This window comes from Acinetobacter kyonggiensis (assembly GCF_900107285.1).
Lineage (GTDB): Bacteria > Pseudomonadota > Gammaproteobacteria > Pseudomonadales > Moraxellaceae > Acinetobacter > Acinetobacter kyonggiensis.
Genome location: NZ_FNPK01000015.1, coordinates 1 through 12,919, shown reverse-complemented (window position 1 = coordinate 12,919; position 12,919 = coordinate 1). Strand labels below are relative to the sequence as shown.

13 protein-coding genes are annotated in these 12,919 nt (G+C 41.3%); 10 read left to right on the top strand and 3 right to left on the bottom strand.

Annotated elements, in window-relative coordinates:
• The first annotated feature begins 41 nt into the window (after window positions 1-41).
• Window positions 42-929 (top strand): DUF4198 domain-containing protein, encoded by an 888-nt coding sequence (locus BLV99_RS12135; protein ID WP_092691004.1) that lies wholly within the window; start codon window positions 42-44, stop codon window positions 927-929.
• 88 nt (window positions 930-1,017) lie between these two features.
• Here the strand turns inward: BLV99_RS12135 and BLV99_RS12130 are convergent, their stop codons facing one another.
• From BLV99_RS12130 to BLV99_RS12120, 3 genes are all read right to left on the bottom strand, one after another.
• Window positions 1,018-2,328 carry a DcaP family trimeric outer membrane transporter gene (locus tag BLV99_RS12130; protein ID WP_092691001.1) on the bottom strand — a complete coding sequence of 437 codons (1,311 nt, stop codon included), beginning with the start codon at window positions 2,326-2,328 and terminating at the stop codon, window positions 1,018-1,020.
• A gap of 118 nt (window positions 2,329-2,446) precedes the next feature.
• Window positions 2,447-3,820 (bottom strand): MFS transporter, encoded by a 1,374-nt coding sequence (locus BLV99_RS12125; RefSeq protein WP_086185335.1) that lies wholly within the window; start codon window positions 3,818-3,820, stop codon window positions 2,447-2,449.
• Between the two features lie 288 nt (window positions 3,821-4,108).
• Window positions 4,109-5,023 carry a LysR family transcriptional regulator gene (locus BLV99_RS12120; RefSeq protein WP_092690999.1) on the bottom strand — a complete coding sequence of 305 codons (915 nt, stop codon included), beginning with the start codon at window positions 5,021-5,023 and terminating at the stop codon, window positions 4,109-4,111.
• A 115-nt stretch (window positions 5,024-5,138) separates the two neighbouring features.
• Between BLV99_RS12120 and BLV99_RS12115 the strand changes: the two genes are divergently transcribed.
• The 9 genes from BLV99_RS12115 to BLV99_RS12075 all read left to right on the top strand — a co-directional run.
• Window positions 5,139-6,248 carry a muconate/chloromuconate family cycloisomerase gene (locus tag BLV99_RS12115; protein ID WP_092690996.1) on the top strand — a complete coding sequence of 370 codons (1,110 nt, stop codon included), beginning with the start codon at window positions 5,139-5,141 and terminating at the stop codon, window positions 6,246-6,248.
• A 15-nt stretch (window positions 6,249-6,263) separates the two neighbouring features.
• Window positions 6,264-6,554, top strand: a complete 291-nt coding sequence (gene catC, locus BLV99_RS12110; RefSeq protein WP_086185312.1) for a muconolactone Delta-isomerase — start codon at window positions 6,264-6,266, stop codon at window positions 6,552-6,554.
• A 162-nt stretch (window positions 6,555-6,716) separates the two neighbouring features.
• On the top strand, window positions 6,717-7,637 hold the full coding sequence (gene catA / locus BLV99_RS12105) for a catechol 1,2-dioxygenase (protein WP_092690994.1): 921 nt from the start codon (window positions 6,717-6,719) through the stop codon (window positions 7,635-7,637).
• Between the two features lie 81 nt (window positions 7,638-7,718).
• Entirely contained in the window at window positions 7,719-9,104 is a 1,386-nt protein-coding gene (benA, locus tag BLV99_RS12100; RefSeq protein ID WP_092690991.1) for a benzoate 1,2-dioxygenase large subunit, read from the top strand.
• The gene (benB, locus tag BLV99_RS12095; RefSeq protein ID WP_092690989.1) at window positions 9,101-9,592 is read left to right on the top strand and encodes a benzoate 1,2-dioxygenase small subunit; all 492 of its coding nucleotides are present in this window, start codon (window positions 9,101-9,103) and stop codon (window positions 9,590-9,592) included. Before benA ends, benB begins: the two co-directional genes overlap by 4 nt.
• An 81-nt stretch (window positions 9,593-9,673) precedes the next feature.
• The gene (gene benC / locus BLV99_RS12090) at window positions 9,674-10,690 is read left to right on the top strand and encodes a benzoate 1,2-dioxygenase electron transfer component BenC (protein WP_092690986.1); all 1,017 of its coding nucleotides are present in this window, start codon (window positions 9,674-9,676) and stop codon (window positions 10,688-10,690) included.
• Between the two features lie 16 nt (window positions 10,691-10,706).
• The gene (benD, locus tag BLV99_RS12085; RefSeq protein ID WP_092690984.1) at window positions 10,707-11,492 is read left to right on the top strand and encodes a benzoate diol dehydrogenase BenD; all 786 of its coding nucleotides are present in this window, start codon (window positions 10,707-10,709) and stop codon (window positions 11,490-11,492) included.
• 60 nt (window positions 11,493-11,552) lie between these two features.
• Window positions 11,553-12,773 (top strand): benzoate/H(+) symporter BenE, encoded by a 1,221-nt coding sequence (benE, locus tag BLV99_RS12080; protein ID WP_092690981.1) that lies wholly within the window; start codon window positions 11,553-11,555, stop codon window positions 12,771-12,773.
• 27 nt (window positions 12,774-12,800) lie between these two features.
• On the top strand, window positions 12,801-12,919 hold a 119-nt coding region (locus BLV99_RS12075; protein ID WP_280138278.1), incomplete at its 3' end, for a CoA-transferase.

The following is a 12,919-nucleotide window of genomic DNA, read 5'->3' as shown; positions in this document are numbered from 1 at the left end:
CGTGCATTCTATTAAATAAAGTTGATCTGGAGTCTCAAACAATGAAACATTGGTTCAAAATTGCTTTACTTACGTCATTACCTGTACTTAGTCATGCACATACCATGAGTCCATTTCTGCTTCCTGAAGTGTTTGACACCAAAGCAGCGCAAAGCATAACGTTCCAAAGTGGCATCACGATAGAAAAATTCTTTGTTGCAGGAAATAATTTTAAAACCACTTATGTCATTACTGAACCTGATGGTCAACAAAAACCGATCAATGCTGCTGCTGCGTTAAAACGCTTTAATATTGCAGAATTTGATTTACCGAAAGAAGGTACTTACCGTATCCGCACACAAGATGCAGTGGGTAATAATGGCAAATATGCATTGGTTGATGGTCGTTGGTTGCGTGTCCGCCCAGCTCGTGCTCCAATGCAAGCACCTGCGGATAAACCTGCTGAAACAGCCGCAACACCAAAAGCACCTGTCAATACTCAACCACCACGCGTGATTGCAGCGGATCAGGTTCCTGAAAATGCACAGACCCTTGAAGTGACCAATCATTTTATTGCTGAAAGTTATGTCACTAAGGGCAAACCTACTGCTATTCCAGTACCAAGTAAAAAAGGCTTTGAATTCAAATTATTGACTCATCCAAATGAATTATATGCAGGTGAGTCACTTAAAGCTCAAGTATTAATGAATGGAAAACCTGTTCCAAACCTTGAAGTAGATGTATTTAAAGGCGCAGGCAGTTATGAGCCAAATGCAAAACGCGAACAGCCACATGTAAAAACCAATGCTAAAGGCGAAGTTGAAATTAAATTTGAGCAATCAGGTATTTATTTAATTACCACGGCTTACCCAGAAGCAAATCCTGATGCGACAAAAAAACCAGCCACTGAAAACTTTACTTATGGTTTAACTGTAGAAGTTACAGAATAATGTTGATGGGTCGATAAAATCTAAAAAATGATTCATATAAAAAAGCCTCTATTTTCAAATAGAGGCTTTTTTTAGCAATTATAGAAGATTAAAAGTTATAGATGGCAACTGCATTTACACGATTATCTTCACCCGTCTTGCTACCATTTGGTGCTGCACCAAATGCTTCACGTTCACCATAGACATATTCAAGACCAAAACTTAAAGGCTTGCTTGGACTATAAAAAACATTTGCCCAAGCTTGCCATAAGTCTTTATTGGCTTTCGTTTTATCCGCTAATGCATTGATATAGTTTGGGTCTTCATCAAAAGTCATATAACCATAACCGACAGTACCACGTAGTTTCTCATTAAACTGCTGAGTAAGACCGACAGTAATCGAATCAAACTCACTTTGTACAAGGCTACCATCCGCCTGTGTCACTACGCCACTGTTCGTAAATGAAACAAAACTGCTATCGCCTTTGACATGGTAGTAGTCTGCTTTTAAAGTTGTTCCCGGAACCACTTCGTACTTAGCCCCTAAACCCACACCCCATGCCATTTCTTCATCTGTATTGGTTCTTTTTTCATGCCCCATGGCACGTGCACTGACATTAAAGTTGTTGGCAAATTGATGATTTAGACGTGCAGTTAAAGCAGGTAGACGTTGCGTAATTGAAGCATCTTTCGGGTCTTCAAGCGCCATAACCAGATTGGTTTGTGGGGTAAATTTAGTGGTATGACGTACCTGTGCAGTACGTTTCACAGCTCCACCCACATAGGCCAATGCATCTATGGTTTCAGGCATATAATCAGGCACTGCAAAATTTGACCAAGTTTGACCAATGAGCCAATCGGCATACGTTAAGTAAGCATGACGGATACGTAAATTATCAAGGCTTGCTCCTCCCAGAAAATCCACCTCAATTTTACCCTTTACTTCTTGATCAGCCACTTGGCTTTTAAAATCAACACCTAAACGGGTAGCAGCCAATGTCGATTTTAAGCGATCACTGTTTTCAGCATTTCCTTTCAGTGGCACCGAATTAATTTGATTGTACGGCATATTAACATTACCGCCACCTTCAGATTGATAAGATGCATCTAAACGAACATTTCCGTAAAAATTAAGCTCGGCACCTTTGGCAGTTTTTGCTACAGGTGCTATAGCCACAGGCGCTGGGCGTTGAACCGCTGCAATGGCAGTTGCAGTCTGCGCTGTCTGTACTTTTTGTTGTTCAATAAGCTCACGTAAAGCTTGGACTTCTTGTCTTAGCTGTTCAACTTCTTGACTCTGCTTGCTTGGTAGTTCGGTTTGCGCTTGAGTTGATAAACTCATACCACCCATACTTAAAGCAATCATGCTCATCATAAGGTTACGTTTTACTGTTGGTTGGGTTAATTGCGTGGTGTTCATCCTAAACTCACTTATGATTATTCGACAATACTTATGATTGTTCAACAAGAGTCTAGCAATAGATCACCAGTGCTACGATGGCGATCTATATCACCTAGACTATTGTCTATATTGAAAATTACTGCGTCACTTTACGTTCTAGTGATGGCGTTTGAATGCTGTGCTGCACGTGGGTTTGACCATCTACAGAAGCTTTTAAATTCACAAGGAATATAGCGATTGCTGCCAATACACCAGGAATGGCGATGACCAAAAAGTTCATTTGATGCGGAAGTTCAAACGTTAATAATGCACCTGTCAGAACGGGCCCAACAATTGCGCCTATACGACCAATACCTGAAGCCCAACCCATACCTGTAGAGCGAACGGCTGTTGGGTAAAACTGTGCAACAAAAGTATAAAGTAAGATTTGCGAGCCAATCGTTGCGGCACCAGCAACGGCAATAAGGGTATAAAGCACAGCTTGTGGACTATTAAAACCCAGTAAAATAAGCGCAATCGCACCGACAGTAAACATAGTCGTGAGCACTGGTTTTAAATGGAATTTATCTGCTAGAACTCCGCCACCAATCGCGCCAATCATACCGCCAATATTCAGTGCGAATAGGAACATTAAGCTTGCACCTAACGAATATCCGGCTTGAATCATAAGTTTTGGTAACCAGCTTCCCAATGCATATACCATAAGCAAGCACATAAAGAATGCAGCCCAAAACATTAAGGTACTAAACATACGACCTTGCTGAAACAAAGCACGTAACGGTGCATCATCACCCACAGTTGCTTCGTTTAAAACAAAAGTTGTTTCCGCAGTCATCTCTTGTTCTGGTGCAATTTTTTGCACAATCGCACGCGTCTGTTCTGTTTCACCCTTTTTGGTTAAGAACATCAATGATTCTGGTAAAAATTTCCAAATCAACGGTAAAGTAAACAAAGGAATGCTGGCAAGGTAAAACATGATTTTCCAGCCATAAGTGGGTACTAACCAAGCACCCAATAATGCTGAAGCCATGCCCCCAATGGCATAGCCACTAAACATAATGGCAACCAAAGTACTGCGAATACGCTTAGGTGCATATTCAGTCATGAGCGCCACAACATTTGGCATGACCCCACCTATGCCTAAACCCGCTAGAAATCTTAAAGTTCCAAATTCAGTTGGCGTGGTTGCAAATGCACCTAGAAAAGTAAAACCACTAAAAATGGTAATACAAATCATGATGGTCTTTTTACGACCCAGTTTGTCTGAAAGCGTACCAAAACTCATGGCACCAAACATCATTCCAAATAACGCGGTACTGGCAAGCAATCCAGCTTGTACTGTCGTTAACGCCCACTCTTGCATGAGAATCGGTAAAACCACGCCATAAATGACTAAATCATAACCGTCGAAAATAATAATCATTAAACACCAGATAAGTACCCCCCAATGAAAAGGGGTAAATTTGGCTTCATCCACTAAAGTATTGATGTTCAGTTTATTTGTATTCACTTTGCGCTCCTGCATATGAATCTTTAGATTGAGCAAAGAATGGGGCAAAGCATTTTTTTTGTCCAAAACCGATTACATATATATTCATACCTTAAAAGTTCGTGTTTAATTTTTTCATTAGAAAAACAATACTTTAAAAATATCAAAAAAATAAAAATGCGCTTTATTTGCTCTAAAAAAAGACCTGTTCATCAAATCATGTGACTTAATGAGCAGGTCTTTTTAAAAATGATGGGTTTAATTTGCTAAGTAGTGGACTAAAACTGGGGGGAGCATTTCCTTCTGTTTTTAAATAACAGCACGATCATATTTAATCGCTTCTAGATCATAAACCTGATAGATGCAGTCAAATAATGAACGAATATCTTCACTTTCATCCATACTGCGTATTGCCAAAAAGATTGGACTGACAGCAGCATCATCAAGTAAGGGAATATAGTGCAAATGTGATAGCTGAATGGTTTTAGCACTTTCAGGAACAATACAAATCCCCTCACCAGCGGCAACCAAGCCGAGTGCGAGCTGGATTTCACGGACTTCTTTTAAATTTTTGGGATCTAAACTATATTCAGAAAAAAGTGATCTGACTTGCGTAGAAAAATTAGGTTTAGGATGGCTCGGGTATAAAAATAATTTTTCATCAACGATATCTGTCAGATATACCCCTGCCTTTTGCAAAGCCAGTGGATGACTCGCATGTACCGCCACCATTAAAGGCTCTTCTCGCAAAAGTATACGTCTGATGGCGGGATCCGAAATTCGTAATCGACCAAAACCAACATCTATACGACCTTCTTTAAGTGATTGTATTTGTTCTTTAGTGCTCATTTCAATCAGCTCAATTTTTAAATGTTGCTGCTGTTGACGAAATAAATAAACGATTTTGGGCAATAGTCCATAAAGCAAAGAACCAACAAAGCCCATTGTGACTGTTTTCTCAACCATGCCCACACGTTGAGTCATCGCTTTAATTTCTTCAGCATTAGACAAAAGTTTAACAGCGTGTTGATAAAAAAATTGACCTGCTTCAGTCGTTAATAAAGGACGACTTCCTCGCTCAAAAAGCTGTATACCCAGCTCTGCTTCTAGGTTCTGGATCTGACGACTCAAAGGAGGTTGAGCAATAAACAGCCTTTCGGCTGCTTTCGTGAAACTTTGCTCTTCCACAACCGCCACAAAATAACGTAAATGTCTCAGTTCCATAATAATTCATACCTTTAAAGCATAATAAAATGCAAATTTGATCTTAGACAGCAAATGTTTATTCTTTTAAGGTATACCACAAGAGATACACAAAGCAAGATTGAGAAGGCTAAAGATGTATAAATCTATAGAAACATTGCTTGTCGAAATTCCAACAATCCGCCCGCACAAGATGGCGGTTGCGACCATGCAAACCCAAACATTAGTTCTGATAAAAATTGTCACAGAAGACGGTTTTACAGGATGGGGCGAAGCGACCACGATTGGTGGGTTGGGATACGGTGATGAAAGCCCAGAAAGTGTAAAAACGAATATTGAGACATATTTTGCGCCTTTATTGAAATCACTTTCAGGCTTAAATTTCGCTCAGACCATTCAAAGCATTAAACGTAACATTAATGGCAATCGCTTTGCTAAATGTGCGATTCAAACGGCCCTACTTGATATTCAAGCACAGCGTTTAAATCTGCCTTTAAGTGAAATTTTGGGTGGGCGTTTGCGTGACAGTGTTCCCGTTTTATGGGTACTCGCTTCAGGTAATACTGAAAAAGACATTGCTGAAGCAAAGAAAATGATTGAGTTGAAACGTCATAACGTATTCAAACTTAAAATTGGATCACGCCCAGTTGAAGAAGATGTCGCTCATGTTTTAGCCATAAAACAAGCACTGGGTGCAGATATTTCTATTCGTGTCGATGTCAATCGTGCATGGTCAGAACTTGAAGCAGTTAAAGGTATTCAAGCATTACAAGACGGTGGAGTTGATCTGATTGAACAACCCTGCGCAATTGAAAACCTAGATGCAATGCAACGTTTAACGCGCCGTTTTGATATCGCCATTATGGCAGATGAATCATTAAATGGCCCACACAGTGCTTACCAAATCGCACGAAATAATGGTGCATCTGTATTTGCTGTTAAGGTCGCTCAATCTGGTGGTCTGATTGAAGGATGCGAAGTTGGAAAAATTGCCAAGCTTGCAGGCATTGATCTTTATGGCGGCACCATGCTTGAAGGCCCTGTGGGAACCATTGCTTCAGCACATGTTTTTTCAACCTTTGATCACTTAGCTTATGGCACAGAATTATTTGGCCCATTACTGTTGACTGAAGAAATTTTAAAAACACCACTTCAATATCAAAACTATGAGTTGGTACTGCCAACGGTATCTGGTTTAGGTATCGAACTTGATTTAAACAAAATTGACAATTTACGTCGTCAGTAATTGAAGGAAATCAACATGCTTTTCCAAGTACGTATGAATGTAAACATTCCACTGGATATGCCAAGCGATCAAGCCAATGAAATCAAGGCGATTGAAAAAGCCTATTCACAGGATTTGCAACGCCAAGGTAAATGGCGTCATATCTGGCGTATTACAGGTCAATATTCAAATACCAGTATTTTTGATGTTGAAAGCAATGAAGAACTGCATAGCATTTTACAGGGACTTCCATTGTATCCGTACATGGAAATTGAAGTGATGGCATTGAACCGCCACCCTTCTTCAATCCGTGAAGATGACACCTGATTTTTTACAATGAAAGTGTGCTGTATCAAACAGAGTCACTTTTAAATAAAAGCAATACCAATCGGTAACTCAACAAGGATGTGGCAGCTAATGTTTTCTCGCAGTCCAAAGGATGAGAAAGCTAGCCACCTCAAATAGATTACATACTTAAGGAGAATTAGTATGAACCGTCAACAAATTGATGCGCTTGTGAAAGAAATGAACGTCGATACAGCGACAGGTCCTGTCGATGCACGTGTACAACAAATTATTGTACGTTTATTGGGTGATTTTTTCCAAGCGATTGAAGATTTAGATATTTCACAAACAGAATTGTGGAAAGGTCTAGAGTACTTTACCGATGCGGGTCAAGCCAATGAGCTTGGTCTTTTGGCTGCTGGCTTGGGACTTGAGCACTATCTTGACCTTCGTGCAGACGAAGCAGATGCAAAAGCAGGGATTACAGGTGGTACACCACGTACCATTGAAGGTCCATTATACGTTGCGGGTGCACCTGAGTCTGTAGGCTTTACCCGTATGGATGATGGTTCAGAAACAGATAAAATTCCGACTTTATTCATCGAAGGTACAGTAACGGATACTGAAGGCAACCTTATTGAAGGGGCTAAAGTTGAAATCTGGCATGCCAACAGCTTAGGCAACTATTCGTTCTTTGATAAGTCACAATCTGACTTCAACTTACGTCGTACTGTTTTAAGTGATACAGCGGGGCAATATGTTGCACAAACCACAATGCCAGTTGGCTATGGTTGCCCGCCACAAGGTACGACTCAATTTGTTTTAGACAAACTTGGTCGTCATGGTAACCGTCCTTCTCATGTGCATTATTTTGTATCTGCACCGGGCTACCGCAAGTTAACCACGCAATTCAATATTGAAGGCGATAAATATCTTTGGGATGACTTTGCATTTGCTACCCGTGAAGGTTTAGTTGCGACCGCGGAAGATGTAACGGATGAAGCTGAAATTGCACGTCGCGGTTTAGACAAAGCATTCAAACACATTCAGTTCAATATTGAACTTGTAAAAGATGCTGCAACTGCACCTTCTACTGAAGTTGAACGTCGCCGCGCAAGCGCTTAATGACCTGATGATAAGGAACCGAGATGTCAATTTCATGACATTTCGGGAACTTGCTTAAATTTGGAAAGTTGGAGAACGGACATGCCTCGTATCCCTGTAATTAACACCAGCCATCTCGATCGCATTGATGAATTACTCGTTGAAAACTATGAAACAGGTGAATTTAAGCTTCATCGTTCAGTTTTTACAGATCAGGCCCTATTCGATTTAGAGATGAAATACATCTTTGAAGGCAACTGGGTGTACTTGGCACATGAAAGCCAAATTCCGAATAATAATGATTATTATACGACCTATATGGGTCGCCAACCGATCATCATCGCACGTAACCGTGCAGGTGAACTTAATGCAATGATCAATGCATGTTCACACCGTGGGGCGCAACTTTGTCGTCATAAAAAAGGCAATAAAGCAACCTACACCTGCCCATTCCACGGTTGGACATTTAACAACTCAGGTAAATTATTAAAAGTAAAAGATCCTTCTGATGCAGGCTATTCAGACTGCTTTAATCAAGACGGTTCACATGACTTGAAAAAAGTTGCTCGTTTTGAAAACTATAAAGGGTTTTTATTTGGCAGCTTAAACCCTGATGTTCCTCCGCTACAAGAATACCTTGGCGAAGCGACCAAAATTATCGATATGATTGTTGATCAGTCTGATCAAGGTCTTGAAGTTTTACGCGGTGCGTCTACCTATACCTATGAAGGTAACTGGAAGTTAACTGCTGAAAATGGTGCCGATGGTTACCATGTTTCTGCCGTACACTGGAACTATGCAGCCACCACTCAACACCGTAAAGAAGCTCAAGCAACCGATAATATTCGTGCGATGAGTGCCGGTTCTTGGGGTAAACAAGGCGGTGGTTCATACGGTTTTGACAATGGTCACATGCTACTTTGGACGCAATGGGCAAATCCAGAAGACCGCCCAAACTTCCCTAAAGCAGAGGAATATACCGAGAAATTTGGCGCTGCGATGTCAAAATGGATGATCGAGCGTTCTCGTAACCTGTGTATCTACCCGAATGTATATTTCATGGATCAGTTTGGTTCACAAATTCGTGTCCTTCGTCCACTGTCTCCGAGCAAAACTGAAGTCACCATTTACTGTATTGCACCTATTGGTGAAGACAAAGAAGCACGTACACGTCGTATTCGCCAGTATGAAGACTTTTTCAATGCTTCCGGTATGGCTACCCCAGATGACTTAGAAGAATTCCGTGCTTGCCAAGCGGGTTATGCCGGTATTGCGCTTGAATGGAATGATATGAGCCGTGGTGCAAAACACTGGATTCAAGGTCCAGATGATGCAGCCAATGAAATTGGTTTAAAACCAAAACTTTCAGGAATTAAAACTGAAGACGAAGGTTTGTATCTTGCTCAGCATGAACACTGGTTACATCTGATGAAAGACGCTATTACTTCTGAAAAAGAACTTGCTGCAACTGAAGGAGAAAACGCATGAGCGCGATGACTTTAGAAAAAATTGCTCAATTCCTCTACAAAGAAGCCCGTTTTCTGGATGATGAACAATGGGATGACTGGTTACAGTGTTATGCCCCATCAGCAGAATTCTGGATGCCATCTTGGGATGATGATGACAAACTGACTACAGATCCTCAGTCTGAAATCTCTTTGATTTATTACCCTGACCGTCAAGGTTTAGAAGACCGCGTGTTCCGTATCAAGACTGAACGTTCTTCTGCAACGATGCCGGATACACGCACTAGCCACAACATTTGCAATATTGAAATTGTGGAACAAAACAGTGACTTAGTTACGGTACGTTTTAACTGGAATACACTCAGTTTCCGTTATAAAACCAATTACAGCTACTTCGGTATGTCACGTTATGTCATCGATTTTTCTGGTGCAGAACCAAAAATCGTCAATAAATATGTGGTACTTAAAAATGATTATATCAATCAAGTGATTGATATCTACCACTTGTAAAGAACAAACAAAAATTCTTCAGTCAAATGGAAAATTGGCTGAAGAAGAACACCAGTTTTAAATATTTATAGGATTCTAGCCATGTCAAACCTTAATGTTGCACTTCAATTTGAAGATGGCGTTACACGTTTTATCAGCGTCGTTCAAGGCGAAACTTTATCTGATGCTGCTTACCGTCAAAAAATCAATATTCCTTTGGACTGTCGAGATGGGGCTTGTGGAACGTGTCGTGCATTTTGTGAATCAGGTTCGTTTGACATGCCTGAAGAAACTTATATTGAAGATGCATTAACACCTGAAGAAGCCGCTGAAGGCTATGTTCTAGCATGTCAGTGTCGCCCGACTTCTGATGCTGTATTTCAAATTCAAGCCTCTTCTGAACTGTGTAAAACAGAAATTCACCAATTCCAAGGCACACTTGAGCGTGTTGAAAAATTATCAGATTCAACCATCACTTTTGATATTCAGCTCGATGAAGATCAACCTGACATTCACTTCCTTGCAGGTCAATATGTGAATGTCGGATTGCCGAATACTAACGAAACGCGTTCTTATTCTTTCAGTTCTAAACCGAGTAATCGTTTAACCAGTTTTGTGGTACGTAACGTACCGAATGGAAAAATGAGTGAGTTTTTAAGTGCCACGGCCCAAGCGGGTGACAAAATGACTTTTGCGGGTCCATTTGGCAGTTTCTATTTACGCCCAGTGACGCGTCCTGTACTTATGCTGGCGGGTGGTACTGGTATTGCACCGTTCATGTCGATGCTACAAGTTTTAGAAGAAAAAGGTTCAGAACATCCAGTCCGTTTAGTCTTTGGTGTTACCAATGACTTTGACTTGGTGGCGATTGAAAAATTAAACCAACTTCAAGACCAATTTTCTTGGTTTGAATACCGTACTGTGGTTGCAAATCCAGAATCTGCGCATGAGCGTAAAGGCTATGTAACGGGTCATATTGACAATGATTGGTTAAGTAATGGTGATGTTGATATCTATTTATGTGGCCCAGTGCCTATGGTGGAAGCTGTTCGTGGCTGGCTCGATGCTGAAGGTGTAAAACCAGCGAGTTTCTTATTTGAAAAATTCTCTGCAAACTAATTCGGGAATCCATCAAATGTCTAATCGTCAAAGATTTACAAACAAAGTCGTGATTGTGACGGGTGCTGCTCAAGGGATTGGTCGTGGTGTTGCACTGCAAGTGGCATCGGAAGGTGCACAAGTGGTCATGGCAGACCTTTCTCCTTACGTGCAAGAAGTCTTAGCTGAAATTCAAGCATCAGGTGGTGATGCTGTCACCATCCATGCCGACTTGGAAACATTTGCAGGCGCACAATCGGTGGTTGAAAAAGCCATTGCAACGTATGGTCGTGTCGATGCCCTGATTAACAATGTCGGTGGTGCCATCTGGATGAAGCCTTTCCAAGAGTTTTCTGAACAGGAAATTATCAAGGAAGTAAATCGTTCATTGTTCCCAACCATGTGGTGTTGCCGCGCAGTGTTACCTGAAATGATTAAAAATCAGAAAGGTACAATTGTAAATGTATCTTCTATTGCGACACGTGGCATTAACCGTGTGCCGTACTCAGCATCCAAAGGTGGGGTAAATGGTTTAACAGCCTCCCTTGCCTTTGAACATGCCAAAGATGGCATTCGTGTCAATGCTGTTGCAACGGGTGGAACTGAAGCACCACCCCGCAAAGTACCGCGTAATGCCAACCCACTTTCTGAAAATGAACAACAATGGATGCAAGAAGTGGTTGATCAAACCATTGATCGTACGTTCTTAGGTCGTTATGGCAGTATTCAGGAACAGGTCAATGCCATTGTATTCCTTGCTTCAGATGAATCTTCATATATGACAGGAACTGTGGTTCCTGTTGGTGGTGGTGATCAGGGTTAAATCTGATTTCATCAAAGATCAGCAGGTGCATTGAATTCTACGCATGGAGGCAATAGCCCAATGGCAACCCTGTTTAAAACGTTAAAAGAGGATTGGTCAATTTCAGCCACTGTCGCAGGATTTTTGGCAGTACTGATTTCCTACGCTGGTCCTTTAATTATCTTTTTCCAAGCGGCCCAAAAAGCAGAAGTCTCAAATGCCATGATGATTTCATGGATTTGGGGAATTTCAATAGGCGCTGCGGCGGCTGGTATTTTTCTATCGATTAAATACAAAGTGCCTGTGATTACCGCTTGGTCTGCTCCCGGAACAGCTTTACTGGTCACGCTATTTCCGCATATCTCTTTAAATGAAGCCGTAGCAGCTTATATCACTTCTGCTGTGGTCATTTTTCTGATCGGAATTACTGGCTGTTTTGACAAACTATTGAAATGGATTCCCCAAGATGTCGCAGCTGGCATGATGGCAGGCATTCTTCTTCAGTTTGGTTTAGGGCTGTTTACGGCTACAGATACCATGCCAATCATTGTCTTTGGCATGTTAATGGTATTTTTGATTGCCAAACGCTTTGTGCCGCGCTATGCCATGGTTTGGGTAATTGTTTCAGGCGTAGTGTTGAGTCTATTTTTAGGCAAGATGAATCCTGTCGATGTCAATTTCACCCTTGCGATTCCACAGTTTATTGCACCCGAATGGACTTGGAATTCAACCCTGAATCTCACCATTCCACTTATTTTAGTCAGCCTTTCTGGACAGTTTTTACCGGGTATGGCAATCATGAAATTGAGTGGTTACGACACCCCTGCTAAACCCATTATCACGGCAACCAGTATTGCATCTCTTGCTGTCGCTTGTGTCGGTGGCATCACCATTGTTCTTGCATCCATTACTGCTGCGTTATGCATGGGTAAAGATGCACATGAACTAAAAGAAAAGCGTTATATCGCAGGCATTGCCAACGGTATTTTTTATATTTTAGGCGGTTTATTTGCAGGCAGCATTGTCATGTTGTTTAGCTTACTGCCGAAAGAACTCGTTGCAGCATTAGCAGGGCTTGCTCTGCTCGGTGCAATTGCAACCAATATTTCAGTTGCGATGAAAAATGAATCTCATCGTGATGCAGCCCTAATTACATTCCTTGCTACTGCATCGGGTATGCATTTTTTAGGGCTGAGTTCAGTCTTTTGGGGCATTTGTATCGGTGTTATTGCACATTTATTTTTGACTAAACGCGAACCGAATACCACTGCTCTGCCCTCAACTCAAAGTTCAAAAAGTTAATGGGCAAACACTTGTCTAGGAAACATTATGATTGATAAAAGCGCTGCTTCGTTAACCGAAGCCTTATCCCAAATTAAAGATGGCTCAACCATCATGATTGGTGGTTTTGGTACAGCAGGTCAGCCTGCTGAACTGATTGATGGTTT